This window comes from Faecalicatena contorta (genome assembly GCF_021531995.1).
GTDB classification, from domain to species: Bacteria; Bacillota; Clostridia; order Lachnospirales; family Lachnospiraceae; genus Dorea_A; species Dorea_A contorta_A.
In genome coordinates this window covers 1-16898 of record NZ_JAFBIZ010000009.1, presented here as the reverse complement: position 1 = coordinate 16898, position 16898 = coordinate 1, and the positions used below count along the sequence as shown (strand labels likewise).

General features: G+C 43.5%; 18 protein-coding genes. All 18 read right to left on the bottom strand.

Annotation, left to right across the window (positions count from 1 at the left end):
• Positions 1-193: 193 nt before the first annotated feature.
• A complete protein-coding gene (locus JQM82_RS02295; protein WP_235248343.1) occupies positions 194-1594 on the bottom strand; it encodes a sensor histidine kinase in 1401 nt (466 codons plus the stop codon).
• A complete protein-coding gene (locus tag JQM82_RS02290) occupies positions 1585-2244 on the bottom strand; it encodes a response regulator transcription factor (RefSeq protein WP_235248341.1) in 660 nt (219 codons plus the stop codon). The genes JQM82_RS02295 and JQM82_RS02290 overlap by 10 nt, the downstream gene beginning before the upstream one ends.
• A complete protein-coding gene (locus JQM82_RS02285) occupies positions 2237-2992 on the bottom strand; it encodes a lantibiotic immunity ABC transporter MutG family permease subunit (RefSeq protein WP_235248339.1) in 756 nt (251 codons plus the stop codon). Before JQM82_RS02285 ends, JQM82_RS02290 begins: the two co-directional genes overlap by 8 nt.
• On the bottom strand, positions 2989-3756 hold the full coding sequence (locus JQM82_RS02280; protein ID WP_235248338.1) for a lantibiotic immunity ABC transporter MutE/EpiE family permease subunit: 768 nt from the start codon (positions 3754-3756) through the stop codon (positions 2989-2991). Before JQM82_RS02280 ends, JQM82_RS02285 begins: the two co-directional genes overlap by 4 nt.
• On the bottom strand, positions 3753-4457 hold the full coding sequence (locus JQM82_RS02275) for a lantibiotic protection ABC transporter ATP-binding protein (protein ID WP_235248337.1): 705 nt from the start codon (positions 4455-4457) through the stop codon (positions 3753-3755). The genes JQM82_RS02280 and JQM82_RS02275 overlap by 4 nt, the downstream gene beginning before the upstream one ends.
• Positions 4458-4686: 229 nt before the next feature.
• Positions 4687-5181: a helix-turn-helix domain-containing protein gene (locus tag JQM82_RS02270; RefSeq protein WP_235248336.1), complete on the bottom strand. Its 495-nt coding sequence runs from the start codon at positions 5179-5181 to the stop codon at positions 4687-4689.
• Positions 5182-5348: 167 nt separating this feature from the next.
• Positions 5349-6320 carry an aldo/keto reductase gene (locus JQM82_RS02265; protein WP_235248335.1) on the bottom strand — a complete coding sequence of 324 codons (972 nt, stop codon included), beginning with the start codon at positions 6318-6320 and terminating at the stop codon, positions 5349-5351.
• Between the two features lie 80 nt (positions 6321-6400).
• Positions 6401-6763: a VOC family protein gene (locus tag JQM82_RS02260; protein WP_235248333.1), complete on the bottom strand. Its 363-nt coding sequence runs from the start codon at positions 6761-6763 to the stop codon at positions 6401-6403.
• Positions 6764-7023: 260 nt separating this feature from the next.
• Positions 7024-7722 carry a hypothetical protein gene (locus tag JQM82_RS02255; RefSeq protein WP_235248331.1) on the bottom strand — a complete coding sequence of 233 codons (699 nt, stop codon included), beginning with the start codon at positions 7720-7722 and terminating at the stop codon, positions 7024-7026.
• Positions 7723-7748: 26 nt separating this feature from the next.
• Positions 7749-8330 carry a helix-turn-helix domain-containing protein gene (locus JQM82_RS02250; RefSeq protein WP_235248329.1) on the bottom strand — a complete coding sequence of 194 codons (582 nt, stop codon included), beginning with the start codon at positions 8328-8330 and terminating at the stop codon, positions 7749-7751.
• Between the two features lie 121 nt (positions 8331-8451).
• Entirely contained in the window at positions 8452-9264 is an 813-nt protein-coding gene (locus JQM82_RS02245; protein WP_235248328.1) for an MBL fold metallo-hydrolase, read from the bottom strand.
• 23 nt (positions 9265-9287) lie between these two features.
• Positions 9288-9581, bottom strand: coding sequence for a GNAT family N-acetyltransferase (locus JQM82_RS02240; protein WP_235248327.1), 294 nt, complete (start codon positions 9579-9581; stop codon positions 9288-9290).
• 14 nt (positions 9582-9595) lie between these two features.
• Positions 9596-10141: a DUF2812 domain-containing protein gene (locus JQM82_RS02235; RefSeq protein WP_235248326.1), complete on the bottom strand. Its 546-nt coding sequence runs from the start codon at positions 10139-10141 to the stop codon at positions 9596-9598.
• Positions 10131-10457 (bottom strand): PadR family transcriptional regulator, encoded by a 327-nt coding sequence (locus JQM82_RS02230; RefSeq protein ID WP_235248325.1) that lies wholly within the window; start codon positions 10455-10457, stop codon positions 10131-10133. The genes JQM82_RS02235 and JQM82_RS02230 overlap by 11 nt, the downstream gene beginning before the upstream one ends.
• Positions 10458-10553: 96 nt before the next feature.
• Complete coding sequence (locus tag JQM82_RS02225; RefSeq protein WP_235248324.1) at positions 10554-12149, bottom strand: hypothetical protein; 1596 nt, start codon at positions 12147-12149, stop codon at positions 10554-10556.
• A complete protein-coding gene (locus tag JQM82_RS02220) occupies positions 12130-12855 on the bottom strand; it encodes an ABC transporter ATP-binding protein (RefSeq protein ID WP_235248323.1) in 726 nt (241 codons plus the stop codon). Before JQM82_RS02220 ends, JQM82_RS02225 begins: the two co-directional genes overlap by 20 nt.
• 207 nt (positions 12856-13062) lie before the next feature.
• Positions 13063-15825 (bottom strand): translation factor GTPase family protein, encoded by a 2763-nt coding sequence (locus tag JQM82_RS02215; protein WP_235248322.1) that lies wholly within the window; start codon positions 15823-15825, stop codon positions 13063-13065.
• 18 nt (positions 15826-15843) lie between these two features.
• Positions 15844-16707, bottom strand: coding sequence for an Rpn family recombination-promoting nuclease/putative transposase (locus tag JQM82_RS02210; protein WP_235248320.1), 864 nt, complete (start codon positions 16705-16707; stop codon positions 15844-15846).
• Between the last annotated feature and the right edge of the window lie 191 nt (positions 16708-16898).

Here is a 16898-nt window from a genome sequence, read left to right as displayed (position 1 = left end):
CTCCGTTACTTCTCGAGAAACCAATCCAACTTATGTAAATGATCTAGTACTGTTCTATATTAGAATCATCATCTCATTATTGCGAACTTATTTCGCAATTATCAGTTTATACTGTCATTATACAATGTCTCCAATATCCGTAACAGACAATTTTTTCTGCGGATTGTGTCAGTTTTATAGATTCTTTTTATCTTTATGCTTTGCGCTTCGTTTCATTCCAACACGCGATCCACATACTCACTTCTCCTCCACCATCTGCATGATTCCCGTATTGCAGAAAACCGCCCTGCTCATTCAGAAATTTTTTTGCAATTGCAAGTCCCAGCCCCTGATGTGTCCGATCATGACGGCTGGCGTCTCCACTGTAAAATACACTGTCTGCGTATTTCAGGTCTTTTTCCGTAAATCCGGAGCCGAAATCACGGACAGATACTACCATATATTCCTGATTCCTCTGCCATTTTCCCTGAATCCTTACCTCAATTCCTTTTTCCTTCTCTGTATATTCGACTGCATTGCTCAAAAGATTATTCCATGCCCTGATCATATCTGATGCGCAGCAGAGCATCTCTCTATCAGGAACTTCTGCCTGAAATGCGATTGGAATTTTCTTTATCGCAGCGAACTTAGATGCAGTCTCCCGCAACATTTCTCCCAGACTGGTACAGGAAATCACTTCTTCTGTTCTTTCCTGCTTCCTTCCCGCCAACACCTGTCTCATACGCTCCAGATATTTTTCGATATCTTTCACATTGGATAAAATATCTTCTGTACATTCCATATTTTCCGCAGATAATTCTTCCTCCGCCAGAAGCTCTGCATTTCCCCGGATGATCGTGAGCGGCGTTTTAATATCATGTGCAAGAGAAGATAACTGTTCCTGTTTCTGCCGTTCCATGTCCCACTGTCGGTTTAAGGAATCTTTCAGAGCAGATTTCAGATGTGAAAGAGAATTCATAACCTCATCTATCTCCAGTATCTCTGAAGATTTTTCCGGAAAGTCCAGATCATTCTCCGCTATCTTCTCCGTTACGCCGCGCAGTTCTCTCAACTGGCTGTCCAGTTTTTTTGCAAAATACCTGGACAGCAATACAGCATTCAGGATAAAAAGCACCGCATCCAGTATGAAATAAAGAACTTCCGGAGAAGGCAAAATGTCATTCAACATTTCCCATGAATATTTCATATGGAGATCATATTTTACAATGCAGATATCACCCGTATCCTGCTTAATAAATCGGAAATAATCTCCATTGGAATCATAAATATTCTTTTTTTCATAATGATTCCAGGCATTATCCTGTTCATTTTCCGAAAATGTTCCTGACTTCCATGTCCCATCTACCGTATACACACCATAGGTACATCCCTTTGGGATCCACTGTTCAGGACATTCTCCGGCAGTCTGAATTTCCCGCATATTTTTGTTCAACTGAACCTCTGCATAATTTGCCGGCAATGTCACTCCCAAATAAGAACTTCCAATCAACAGCAGGGTTACTCCAACAACGATTACAACAGTCACCACGCAAAACAGCACTGCAAATCTAAAAAACAGACCCGCCAAAGTTTTCTTCTTTCCATTTACTTCCATCGATATCCAATCCCCCACACCGTTTCAATCGGATTCATCCCAAATATCTGAAACTTAGCCCGAATATTCTTGACATGTTCTGTAATTGCGGAGCTGTTGCTATCCCCATCAAACCCAAACACCTGCTCTAAAATCCGTTCTTTGGAAAATACCTGGCCCCGGTTCAGTGCCAGATATTCACAGATTTCATACTCTCCTTTTGTCAGAGATACTTCTGTATCCTGACAGAACACCCGCTTCTCCTGCAGGGAAAACTGGACCTCACCCATGTGTATCATATGTCTTTTCTCCCGATGTTCTCTCCGAAGATGTGCAGATACTCTTGCACGAAGTTCCCCGATTCCAAAAGGTTTTATGATATAATCGTCTCCGCCGATTCCCAGTCCTTCCATCAGATCTTTTTCCGCCGTCTTTGCAGTCAGGAATATGATAGGGCAGTCTACCTGATCGCGGATTTTCCGACACAGACTGAAACCATCCATTCCCGGCATCATCACATCCAGAAGAATCAGTTGATATTTCGTCAGCATTTCATACTTCAATTTCAAGGGATCATCCAGAACCGTTACCAGGTATCCTTCTCTTGACAACGCTCTGCGTATGACTTCCAGGATTCCTCTGTCATCATCGATTGCTAATATTTCAATCATTGTACTGCCTTCCTTCATAATAATAGATCCATATTCCAATTATGACGCACAGAATAATAAAGAGCAATAAACAGATTATCCCGTTTTGCTTCAGAAAAAAAAGCAGACCGCCTGTTTCATTCTGCTCTATCCTGCCGTATAGTAACATGGTTCCTCTTGCACTCCAAGTACAGGGGAAAAACTGCCATCTTCCATCTCCCAGTCCGGTGAGGAACAGACCCGATAACAGGGATTGAGCTACACCAATACACTGGGACACGGTTCGGGAGAACCGGAGATTGAAAAATAAATGTTCCAGATACAAAGGCATACTTCCCATAAATAATGCCAGAATCATCCTCAGATACCCACTTATAGAAAGACCTTCTTTTCCGAGAAGCATATGGTATCCCATGCCAAACAAAATCACTGCACCGGCAATTGCCATCAGGCACATTCCCACAAGCACCATCCATTTTACTGCCAGCCCTTTCCATTTATTCTCATAGCTCCCCAGAAAAACCTGAAAATGATTCTGCTCTTCTAATCCAATATTACCCGCACAGATGATACTGACCAGAAAAGGCAGCACCATTCCGATAACTTCCATATAGCCTGCAATCTGTACCTGTTCACTCCATCCGGAGAATCGATAATACAGAAGAAATACACTGCTTGACAGCAGCGGAATCGCCACATGAAAAGCATATAAAAACGTGTGCCGCATTTTCAAAAGTTCTGCACGTATTCCCTGAACCATGACCTTCATCTGGAATTCACCTGCCTTTCAAACCATGTTCTGCTTCCCCACCAGAACAAAAAGAACCAGATCAGCGCTGCCGGAATTCCGATCAGCAAGTTGTCCATTCCGGCAAGCTCCGGAGAATAAGTCATCTGCCCCGGCTGCAATATCAGACCGTTCGGTAAGACTCCCAGTATCGGGCACATCAACCGTGCGGTAATTGCTCCGGGGAACAGTGCAAACCATGACTTTAAGGAAACGATCACGGATATAATCGTATAGAATCCCACATGAATCACAAGCATCAGAAATGTTCTCATTTTCTGGCTCAGAATCAGACAAAACGGGATCTGCCAAAGTGTAGTCATCCACATCACAATCCCCGCCAGAATCTGCATTCCAATTGACGGTGACACGATATATTCCATATGAAACGCCCACTCCATTCCTTTTCCAATCAGAACAGTCAGAAGTACAACGCATAGAACCGAGATTCCTGATATCACAGCTCCTACCAGTATCTTAGCATCCCATATCTTTCCCATACTGCACGGCAAAGACCAGATGGTATGATTCTTTTTCCTTTGATCCTTTCCCCCGATCATACTGCAGAGGATTCCGATATATCCCGGATATAATCCCATATACCACCAGTTATAACTGTCCACCGCAAAAAATGTATGTGTCAGCCAGGCAGCCAGCAGCACCGTGATCAGCGGCATCATAACGGTGATGACATTCATGGATGTATGGCGGTACTTTAATCTTTCTGCTAAAAAATACTGTTTCATCTTTCTTTCCGTCCTTTCGCTACAACTTCCATAAATAATGCTTCCAGATCTTCCTGTTCCTCCATCTTTCCTTCAAATCCGAGCTTTCCTTCTGAAATAATTCCGATATAATCTGCCGTCTGTTGAATCTCACTCAAAATATGGCTGGACAAGATTACCGTAATCCCTTTTTGCGGAAAACTTCGGATCAGTTCCCGCAATTCCTGTATTCCCAGCGGATCCAGCCCATTGATTGGCTCATCCAGCACCAGAAGCTTCGGATCATTCAAAAGTGCAAGTGCAATTCCCAGTCTTTGTTTCATTCCCAAAGAAAATGCTCCTGCCTTTTTCCTTCCCGTATCCGCAAGATCCGTCAATGTAAGCACTTCGTGCATTCGTTCCTCACTGACCCCCAGAAGCAATGCACGTACCTTCAGATTCTCCCATGCCGTCAGATTCTCATAGATGGGCGGTGTCTCAATCAGTGCGCCGATCTCAGACAAGTCCTTCCGTGACCATTTATGTCCCTGGAAGAAAATTCCTCCTGAAGTCGGGCGCAAAAGCCCTGTCATCATTTTTAAAAGCGTAGACTTTCCCGCACCATTCGGTCCTAAAAGTCCATACACACAATTTTCCGGGATTTTCATTGTGACTTCTTTTAAGACCTTCTGCCCTTTAAATTCCTTTGAAAGATTCTTAACTACAATGATATGATCCTCCATTTCAAAAACCTCCTGTTTTGTATTTCTACTATCAGTGTAAAAAACAATTCTAAGGAATTTATAAGGGTGGAAAAAATCTTCCTCATCTATAACACAAAACCGATAAACTGTGAGGTATATCACAAGTTCATCGGTTTCGCTTTTTATACAATTTGCCATTCTTTGCCCTGTCAATAAATTTCTCTTTAAAGAATATCCTGCCATGTGTCTCTTCAGTCCAATTAGCTCTCTATTGTCTGTGAAGAAGTCTCATTTTATACGCTCTGATCCTTGCCGCATATTTACTGGTCATGATCACTCCTACAATCATCATACCAAAAGTGATACCCAGACACATTCCACCCAAAAAATTATTCGAATGATCTGTAAAAACCAAGACCACATAGATCACTGCCGCAATAAACCCGCCGATAAACAGCCAGTGCATACGTTTTGTTAATTTCTGTTTTTCCTCATTACTATAATCAGCTACTTTTAATACAGTTTCTTCTAATTCCTTATTCATTTTCTCACTTTTCCTTTCTCCATCAAGTAATTCTCTCAGATCCACATCATAATAATCAGCCATTTCGATCAGAATATCCAGATCCGGCAGATTACTGCCTGTTTCCCATCTTGATACGGTTCTTCTGGATATCCGAAACCGTTCTGCAAGCTGTTCCTGTGTAAGATTCTTTTCTTTCCGAAGGTCTTTGAGAAACCTTCCGATTTTTTGTTGATCCATGATCCTTTGTCCTCCTTTCTGGGGAAAACATACCTCACAAGTATCTCATATGTACAGGACACAAAGTGAGCAATGCCCTGTTTTTTTGTATGAGACACCATTTGTCCGGTTTTCCTCAACTATGGTTCTGTTTTGATTGTTTTTTCTGCTCTTTTAACTCTAGTTTTTCACATCTGGTCAATGATTTTCTTCCGATCATCCAGATATTTTTCAATCGCTGCATCCAGCATCTTTTCTTCTTCATCACTCAGTTCCCAACCAAAGCAGGCACAATTTTCCTCTATCTTTTTTCTGCTCTGTGCCCCTACTATACACGTTGAAATAAATGGTTTTCTCATCGCCCAGTTCAATGCGATCTGTGCCTGTGGCACACCTCTTTCCTCCGCGATCCGGTCCAGAACCTCCATAAGCATCATCACTTTTGAAAACATTGGTTCCCGGAAATACGGGTAAAAACGATTCCGGTTGTCACTTGGCGCATATTCCTGAATGGTCCGATAAGCCCCTGTGAGGATCCCGCCTCCCAGTGAACCGTACGTCATCACTCCCATTCCCTGGTCTGCTGCCCAGCGAATCTGTGATTCATATTCCCGTGCAACCATGGAATATTGTGGCTGATAAGCTTCTATCTCACAATATTTTTGTGCTTCCCGGATCTGTTCAATCGCAAAATTGGATACTCCGACATGCAGGATCTTTCCCTGTTTTTTCAGTTCACTGAGCGCACCGATCGTCTCTGCAAGCGGGACATTTGGATCCGGCCAGTGCACCAGATACAGATCAATGTAATCTGTCTTAAGATTTCGAAGCGATTTTTCACACTGCTGCATGATCTTTTCCGGTCTTCCGCAGCGAACATATTTCCCGTCAATAAAGTCATTCCCACACTTTGTTGCAAGAAAGATCTCCTTTCTTACGCCCATATCCTTCAGCACATCTCCGATATACCGCTCCGCCTGTCCGGCATTATAAGCCGGCGCCGTATCGATAAAATTAATCCCTGCTTCCACGGCGGCCCGGATTGCATCCTTTCTGATATCCTCCGGATTCTCATCCCAGCCGGCGCCTCCGATTCCCCAGGTACCCAGTGTCATCTCCGACACTTTCATTCCGGTTGTTCCAAATTCTTTATAACGCATTCTGCTTTCTCCCTTCTGATTCTATCTGTCGCATTGTTCCATTACATTCCCTACCACTCAAGCAGGATTATTTAATCAACTTACACCGGTGTTCCAACTTCAATCAGATTTCCATCCGGATCATAGAATCGAATCACCTTCTGTCCCCAGGAATGAGTTATCAGTCTGTTGACATATTTTACAGACGGCTGATATTTATCAAGTCTGTCAGCAAAAGCCTCTATTTCCTTTTCTTCAAAATATAACTCACTGGAATTGTTTTCCGGGATTACATCTTTTCCGATGAATTTCCTCCAGATCGTTTCCTCCTGAAGCACAAGTCCTTCCGTCAATATTACATTCCCCTCATGATCCACAATCACATCCAGACCAAATAAATCATGATAGAATTTCTTTGACTTTTCTATATCTTTTACAACAATCAGCACATTTTTCAACTTCATAATCTCAGCCTCCTCTTTACTCCTTCCCTTCAAGTATTCCTTCAGGTATTGCTTTCTCTAATCTTACACCATTTTACTGGATTGGGCGAACAAAATATTTCAACCCTTTCCCACCCTTTTTTCCCATTCTTTCCAGCTTATTTCTAAGAACCTAACATAACAACAGGGCGATAGTGAAAAAACTCTGCACCACTACCCGTTTTTTCCCTACCGCCACGCTGATCTGCTCTTTCACATGGAGTCAGATTGAATATTTTTTCCTATTCGCCCACTTCAAAACACTTTTTCTGAATATGGTCCCATTCCCGGTTCTCGCACCAGTATACTACGTGGTCTGTCACATCATATACCATGGAAACTACCGTCGGACAGACTGCCTGGGCTGTTGCTTTTAAGACCTGAAAGCAATCTTCTGCATCAAAGCCACTGTCAGCGCTTTCCAGCATTGCTGTGGCCGTCTCATACCGGTCCAGTCCCATCCATGGATGTCTTTCACTGTCTCCTTTAAAAGGTGAGAAATTGGTCAGAACGGAATATGGCGGGCGCTCCAGATATCTGTACCCCTGTCCCGGAATGATCTGCAGAACATTTCCGTTTCCATCTGAAAGCTGTGCCTGAAATGTCACGCCAGGGACACTGACAATCTCTCTGTTTTCAACAATTTCTCTGATCTGTCCGAATGTTTTCTTTTCAAGCAGCAGATCAATATCGAGATTTATAATATTCTCTGCCTCCGGATCCGACGGATCACTTCTCTGGTCGAACGGCCAGCAGGTCGGCATTGCAACAAAGTCGCCTCTCGCATTTGCCCCGAATAAAGGCATCCATCCTTCTTTCGCATCGTTGATGGCAATATATACTGCCCGTTGATTTGCCATCACCTGATATTCCATATCCAGAATATCCAGATTCCATCCTATCATTGTCTTTTTTCCATTATAAACAATACTTGTACACATCTGTCATTCCTCCTGTAAGATTCTCTCTACACATGCAGTCGATACATTCCATGTCTGTTACAGAAAGCATACATCAAGCCATGTCCTTTTTTTCGGAATCTCACTGAGATATCCTGTTCCGGATATAGTTTCACGATCTCTGCACCATCAGATGTAACATATGCGATAAATGATACATAATGTGCCTTATTCATCGGATGTTCCATCGACACATGATATTCATTGTCGATCGTCTCCAGCAGAATTCCGTGATCTTCATCACATGCTTCCGGCTCCTGCTCCGGAAGTGTGATCCCACAGCAGGAAAAAGATCCTCTTCCGACCGATGTAATAATATTGCCACAGACCGGGCATACATAAAAATGCATCTTCTTCATATTGGCAGATGTATTTTCATTTTCCCGCAGATCTCCTGTCAAAAGCTCGGCGATCGATACTCCCAGCGCTTTTGACAGATCTTCCATGATGGCAATATCCGGAAGCCCTTTCCCGGTCTCCCATTTTGATACCGCTTTATCACTGACATTGATTGATTCTGCCAGTTCTTTCTGTGTAATCTTTCGTTTTTCCCTTAACTCTTTAATGGTTTTACCCGTCACATAACTCATACTCTACACCTTACCTTTTTCATATTTTCACTCCCAACCCCAAGGGGAGCTTCCTCTTTTCATCAGGTATATTGTAAGTTCATATCTCATCTGCCACAACCTACGAAGCGTAGAGTTTGTCCTACATTTCTATCACAAGTCCTGCACGCAGCTGATGCGCCATATCTCCCAATTCTTCTTTCAGAACCTGATATGCACGGTCACCCGTACAATGTCCGGTATAAATCTCTTTTACCCCGGTATCCCGGATATCGCGTGCCAGTTCACGAACCTCTGCATCTGTTCTCCCAAAGATATGGAAGCCTCCAATCAGCGCCCGGATCTCCTGATCCGGATAAGTTTTCTTCACTTCACGAATGATATTGGCTGCTCCTCCATGGGAACAGCTGTTAAAAATAACCAGTCCTTCCTCTGTCTGAAATACCAGACTCTGCTCATGTGCGAAATCATCTGGTTCCCATCCATTCTTTGTACGGATATACATAAGATTCTTTTTTCCGATCCGGGAAAGGCCCGGTGTCTTATGCGGAATCAGAGACCCACCCGGGCAGAGTGTGTAATCGCCTCCTGCATATATGATCCGTTCCCGATACTTCTCCAGAATTCCCTTCGGCAATCCAATATATCTGCGAAAGATCCATTTCTTTCCATAACAATTCTCTGCGCTGCCTTCCCGCAGATAGAATTTTGCCTTTTTATTATTACAAAAAAACGCATCCATCCCATCCGCATGATCATAATGCGCATGGGATAATACTGCGTAATCCACATCTTCGATTTTTCGGCTCAGTTTTTTGGCATTCTTAAGGAAGAGATCTGATGCCCCGGTATCCAGAAGGATATTCCGGTTCTGATATTCAATATAGATACTCAATCCCCATTCTCCCTGAAGCTCTCTGTCCGCTATGTTATCGGTCAATACTGTCGCTCTCAATTCGTTTTTCCTTTCTTTCCATGTTAAGCCTGCTCTCCACAGTTTTCCGCACGATATCGCATCGGTGTATATCGAATGCCATTGGTGATCTGCTCAGAAGCTGTGGGAATAAACCCAAGATGTCGATATACCTCAACTGCATACGGAGAAGAATTGACTGTAAATTCCTGAATCTCATAGTCCCTCTTCACAGCATCAAAAAGCTGTTTTCCGATTCCTTTCCGGTGCCATGCTTCTTTTACAAAGAAGAATCTTTTGCATCCGACAGGCGCCATTTTCTGATACCGATATTCATTCCTTTCGCCTTCTTTCCTCATTCAATTAAAAATAATTACCTGCCAAACCGATTCCGATATCGCCAGAACTGATATCCAAAATCCAGCAGTAATACCAGATAGATAACAAGTAACAATAGATATATTCCCGTAAAAACCGAATGTCCGGAAGAATACTGTATAAACGTCTGTGGTAGAATCACCAGGAAGAAGATCAGAAGTAATGGTATAATTCTTCCTCTGAATACCCGCTTCATCATCGCAATCCTGGATTCATCATCACAGAATATCTTTTCTTCTCCGTTCATCTCGGAAACAGGTTTTCTGAAATAACTGTATCCGTAATAATCCTGCAGATATTCCCAGCCGCAGTCCCGGAATATCTGAACATATTCTTCTTTATGCGCAATTCCTTCCTGATTATAATCCAGCTGATAGACTACATCCTTCGGCTCACATTTTTCAAAATGATAACATCCAAGGCCCGTTGCTTTCGTAAATCTCCATCCGTTTCTATGCTGTTCCTGTAGATATCTCTCTTCTTTTTCCCATTCCGGTACTGAAAAATACTTAAATTCTGTCTTTTTATTCTTATCTCTCATTCCGACGCACCTCCATCATATTCCGATATAGCCGCTCGATCCGTTTCATTTCCAGTTCCAGTACCTGTTCTCCCAGATCTGTGATCCGGTAGATCTTCCTCTTTTCTTCTTCCCGTACAAACCGAATCAATCCGTCCTTCTCCATCTTTGATAAACTTCCATACATCGTACCCGGACTCAGCTTTACCGCACCTTCCGTCAAGTTCTCGACTTTCTGAACAATACTGTATCCGTGTGACTCTTCCCGCAGACACATCAGAATGTAAAATCCCGTTTCCGTCATTGGCACATATACTTTTTTAATATGAGGATCCATACCGCACGCTCCATTCCAGTGCGATATATCGCACTTCGTTATATCTTATATATAGCACTGCGATATATATTTGTCAAGACAGATTTCTATTAATTTTTATAATGTTTCAAAAATTCGTGTTCCTTTTGTTCTGATCCAACACAGCAATCCCATCGCTGCAACCAAAAGCACTGCTACCACACAGGCAAGATAGCGAACCGGGCTCAGAATATTTCGTAAAAGATAATATCCTGCTGCCAGAGCAACAATGACCGCCCATCCGCCAAACAATGTGATCATCACTCCCATACTCTGTTTGATTGGAATGATCTCACTTGTCCATGTAAGATTCGGAAACTTCAGATTCATTGTCAGACCAAGCAGAGCCATAAATAAGATAAATCCCACCGCATTCAAAGCGATCAGTACAAATTCAGCGAGCGGTCGCTTCAGCACGATTTCCATACTGATCAGCAGAATCGCTGCCGGAATACAGGTTAGAATCAACTGCATCTTTATCTTTGCCATCAGAGCCTGTACACCGGTCACCGGAAATACCTGAAGAATCCACAGATTCTTTCCTTCCATGGAAACAGACGGTGCCGTCATATCATTCATCGCGGCAATCATTCCCAATGCTCCTGCTGCCACCAGCGGAATCAGATCTTCGTAGCCGACAAAAAACAATGTCACAAATTCTGTCACAGTGTCTGCCTTAATCACAAGCACAACAGCCGCTATGACCATAAAGATGATTCCGAGCCCACAGTTCAGCATATAGTTCGGACTTCCAAGGAAACGACGAAATTCTTTCTTCAACAGTGCACTTTCGACAGAACCGGCAGACATGTATTTTTCTTTATACTGAGCCCTGGTCTCCCCTTTATTGGTAATCAGAATCTTCCTGTAGCTTTTGGTCAGAATGCCATACACCACTGCAAAAAGCAGGAGCACCATACCAGCAAACAAAAGCAATGACTTTCCATTGCCGTCTGCGGCCATTCCCATATGATATAGTGGTGACAATTTGTCATTCAGAACCTCGCCTGCGATCTGAGGATTGGATATAATTTCCTGTAACATCCCTGCAGCTTTTATATACAGGTAGTAATAAGCAGCAATAAACACCAGCGACAGCACTACCGTAATGATACTCTTATGCTTTGTCTTTGCACTGATCAGTGCAACGCCCCACCCAAGAACCGCAGAAAGCGTTAAGATAAATACCGATAAAAGCCACGTAACCAGAAGTGTACAAAGAACAACGAAAAATCCGGGTTTTGCAACCATATAATACTTCAAAAGCACCGGTATCATGACCAGCAACTCATACATCAGTCCCATGGCATATACTCCCAGAAGACGAATTGCGAGGATCTTCGAAGGTCGAATCGGCATTGCAAGAAGAAGCGAATTGTCTTTTGCCGAATACAGGCTTGCAAATGTATTAAATACACTTCCAAACGCACCAAATACCACACCGAGCACACCAGTCAGTGCAAAGTACAGCCAGTCCATGTTCGCCATTACCATCGGCTCACACAATGCAGCTGCGAGAAAATAAAACATAACCGATACCATCCCGAATAATACAAGATACATCAATACAGAAAGTACCAGCCGGATTCCTGTTCTGTTTCTATTCTTTTTCTTATCCTGCCAGAAGAAGGAAAAGAGCTCCATCATCTGCTTTTTAAATAATGTTTTCGTCATAGTCTTCCTCCAATTCCAGGAATACATTCTCCAGTGATGTATCACCCTTTACTTCATCCATCGTACCGGACTTGATCAGCCTTCCTCCCTTGATGATCGCAACCTTGTCACACAGCTTCTCTGCAACCTCCAGAACATGTGTGGAAAAGAAGATCGCACCTCCGTTATCACAGATCTCCCGCATAATTCCCTTTAACAGGTGAGATGCTTTGGGATCCAGTCCTACAAACGGCTCATCCATAATGATCAGCGCCGGCTCATGGATCAGCGCCGAGATAATTGCAAGCTTCTGCTTCATACCATGGGAGTATGCAGATACCGGCTGGGCCAGATCATCCGTCAGTTCAAACGCATCTGCATATCTTCGAATTCGTTCCTGACGTTCTCCGGCACTGACAGCGAATATATCTGCAACAAAGTTTAAAAACTGAATTCCTGTCATGAATTCATACAGATCCGGATTGTCCGGAATATATGCGATCTTTGATTTACATTCCAGAGGTTTTTCCTTCATTGAGAGTCCGTCCACATAGATCTCTCCACTTTCAAACTGAAGAATTCCACAACAGGACTTAATCGTTGTCGTCTTTCCCGCACCATTATGGCCAATAAAGCCATAGATCTCTCCCGGGCTGATATGCAGCGACAGATCATCCACTGCCTTTTTATCTCCATACACTTTTGTTAAATGCTCAATTCTTAACATCTTGCCTCTCCTCCATACATATCTCATATTTTCATATTCATTCTCATCAGTTTCCCATTCGAGACTTGCTCTTTTCTATAATCACATTGTAATCGAAAGCTCCAGATCTGAATAGAACTATAATACATACAAATGTGTCGATTTTATAGGTAGAAAAGGCGAAAGACAGTCACTCAATGCTTCTCTGCCTTCCGCCCTTTTTTCTATCTATCGCTCTCCGATAGTCGTTTTTTTGCCGAGACGAACTTCTTCCATCTCTTTTACCAGTTCTTCGTCCATATGATCAAACAGATAATTTCGTCCGTTTTCTCTATGTTTTTCGGCTTCTTCCCGAATCAGCTTTTCTGTAAGCCTGACCTCCTCCAGAAAGTCCCGGGAGGAAACACGCGTTCCACCCTGCCCCATCGTAATCACCTGTTCCACACCATCAGATGTCACAACAGTTACATGATATTTCCTTCCGATATGATGAACCACCTTTTCAATATACTGATCCGCTGTCTCTGCCTCTTTCGTATACACCACATGAATATTGCGATACTTCTGGATCTCCAGTGCATAACCCTCTACCCTGTATGCATCAAACACAAGAATCAGAACACATTTTTTAAATCCCTGATAATTGCACAGGGTGTCCATCAGCTTATCCCTTGCTGCTCCGATATCCACAGCTGCCAGTTCCTTTAAATCATCCCAGGCAAATATCACATTGTACCCATCTACCAGAAGATATTCCTGAACCTTCTCCTCCTTCTTCTTCCTCGTCCCCACATACGAATCTTCGAACGCACCCGGTCTGACAGGCATTCTTCGTTCAATCCTTCCATACGTTCGTATGAATATGTCTTCCAGTTCTTTTTCTTCTTCTCTGGATAATACAGGCAACGCACTCCGTGCAGACGATTTCTGCTGCATCTTCCGGACAGGTTCTGTCTTTGCAGGTTCCGGTTCCGCTGCTTTTGGAAGCTGACTTTCTATATGCATATGTTCCGTTACTTCATTCCAGGGAACATTGTATCCCGCACCATGCGAACAGAACACGGAACCCGTCGGATTCTCCAGATCTCGTTCCGGATCATATCCAAACATTTCGATCACTTCCTGTTCATTCTGACATGGCTCATATCCCCGGAAGGTACAGGAAAGCCTCCCCCTTCCTCTGGTATAACCAGTCACTTCCATCTGATAATCCCGCATGGCCGCTACCGGTGCATATCCTGTCACTACCGCCATCTCTCCTTCAGTCTGCGGCGGTTCAAATTCTCCACTCATCCTCTGAATATCCGTCAGAGCACGACCAACCAGTTCTGCCGGAACCTCCAGGCGATAATCGTAATAAGGCTCTAAAAGCACGTTTTCAGCCTGCATCAGGCCCTGGCGCACCGCACGGTAAGTTGCCTGCCGAAAATCTCCTCCCTCCGTATGCTTCAAATGCGCCCTTCCTGCTGCCAGCGTAATCTTCATGTCCGTAATTGCCGATCCGGTCAACACACCACGGTGTTCCTTCTCTGCAAGATGCGTCAGAATCAGGCGCTGCCAGTTTTTATCCAGAACATCCTCACTGCAGTTCGTATCAAGGATCAGCCCACTTCCCCGCTGGCCCGGTTCCATGATAAGATGCACCTCCGCATAATGGCGAAGTGGTTCAAAATGCCCGACTCCTTCTACTGTATTCGCAATCGTTTCCTTATATACAATATTTCCTGTATCAAATGTAACCTCTACACCAAATCGTTCCAGAATCAGGCGTTTCAGGATCTCAATCTGAACCTCTCCCATCAACTGCGCATAAATCTCGCCCAGTTCTTCATTCCAGACGATCCGAAGCATGGGATCTTCTTCCTCCAGTTTCCGCAGATTGCCCAGCATCGCATGCACGTCGCATCCGTCCGGAAGCAAAATCCGGTAATTCAGCACCGGTTGAAGAACCGGCTCACACGTATCGTGCTCCGTCCCGAGCCCCTCTCCCGGATATGTGAAACTTAATCCTGTCACAGCACAGACAGTTCCTGCCTGAACCTCCGGAACCATCTCATACTTCTCCCCGGAATAGATACGGATCTGGTTCACTTTCTCCTCCCAGTGTTCCTGCGCATCCGGTGCATTCATCAGAATGTCCTTTACCCTTAGCACACCACTTGTCACTTTCAGATGCGTCAGCCTGCTTCCGGATACATCTCTGGAGATCTTATACACCTTGGCTCCAAATGCAGCCTTCATATTTACATACTTCGGAGTCTGCATATATCGTTCCAGACCGGCAAGGAACTCCTGTACGCCCTGAACTTTCAAGGCAGATCCATAATAACACGGAAATACCTTCCGTCCCGCAATCATACGGGCAATCGTATCCTTTTTTATCATCCCGGACTCCAGATATTCATCCATCGCTTCTTCATCGCACATCGCAAGACTGTCCAAAAAGGAATCCTGTGCCTCAGACGTATGACCTTCATCTACAGTTCCCTGATCATCGCCAAAGTCAATGCATCCTTCACTCAGGCTCTTTTTCAATACTTCATCGATTCTATTATAATCCGTCCCCGGCTGATCCATCTTATTGACGAATAAAAACACCGGAATCTGATATCTCTTCAAAAGATTCCACAGCGTCCTGGTATGCCCCTGTACACCATCTGCACCATTGATCACCAGAATCGCATAATCCAGCACCTGCAGGGTACGCTCCATTTCTGCCGAAAAGTCCACATGCCCGGGCGTATCCAGAAGTGTAACCCTGATATCTCCAAGATCGAATACCGCCTGCTTGGAGAATATGGTAATCCCTCTCTCCCGCTCCAGTTCGTTCGTATCCAGAAACGCATCCTTATGATCTACACGGCCAAGCTTTCGAAGCTTTCCTGACAGGTATAAAATACTTTCCGATAATGTTGTCTTCCCCGCATCCACATGGGCAAGAATACCCACACTGATATACCTTCCCGGCTTATTTTCTGATGTACTCCCCATCAAAAATGCCCCTTTCTATCATTTATTTTCCTCCATTTTCGCAATTATCTGCATCACAGACTCTACAGGCTCCTCAATCACCTCTGCAATTGCTTCAACAGACATTCCTTTCGCGACTTTCTTTTTTATCAACTCCTGTAAAAGTTCCAAACGGCCTTCTTCTCTTCCTTCCTCTCTTCCTTCTTCTCTTCCTTCCTCACGTTCATAATATTTTTCTTCCCATGCCTGCATATATTTTATGCCAACCTCCTCACTGAGTTTCACCTTACAAACGCGATGATGAATTCGCTTCAGTCTCTCACTGTCTGACTTCGCTGCCTCTTCATCTGTAGTATGTTCCAGATAATGAAGAAATTCCACCAGTTCTTTACTGACTTCTGATTCATTTGTTCCACGTGTATTCAAAAAAATGCGGGTGGCTTCATCCTGCAATATACACCCAGGAACTTCCTGGCACTCTGGTCTGAATGTATATTGATATTTTTTATATCCAAACAAATCAAATGTAGTAATTAAGATAATATAAGAACGATTTAACAAATTGTAATCCGGAATTCCCGGTTCCAACAAATTAATATCCAGTAACGCCTGATAATAGCGACTCCTTTTTGCCAGATCAGTCCTTCTCTTATCCTGCATTTCCGTATTGTATACAGCCTGTTCCTTATCCATGGAAATAACATCCATTCGTATGGAACGAAGAACTGGTGATACACGAAGTTCTTTCTCAGTTTCAGTAGTTGTAAGAAGAGGAATCTCCCGTCCAAAAATAATACTCAATACATCCCTATGTGTCTGAGGATCCTCCATTACTTCATCAAACAGGAAACGGTCTGTAAGATTCAAATCTTTTAATGGTACCTTCTCTTTCATTTTTGCCATAATAGGTAGTCTCCTTTATTTTATCACAGGTTTTTATAATGTTACAGAAAAATAAAAGAAAAGCTCAGGTAATCATAGGCATCCCTCCTGACAATATATAACAACTTCAAACATGGAAAAACTGGCGAAATGCCACGATGAAAGAATAAAATAGAAATTCCGAATGTCTGAGATATGGTAATATCCTAACA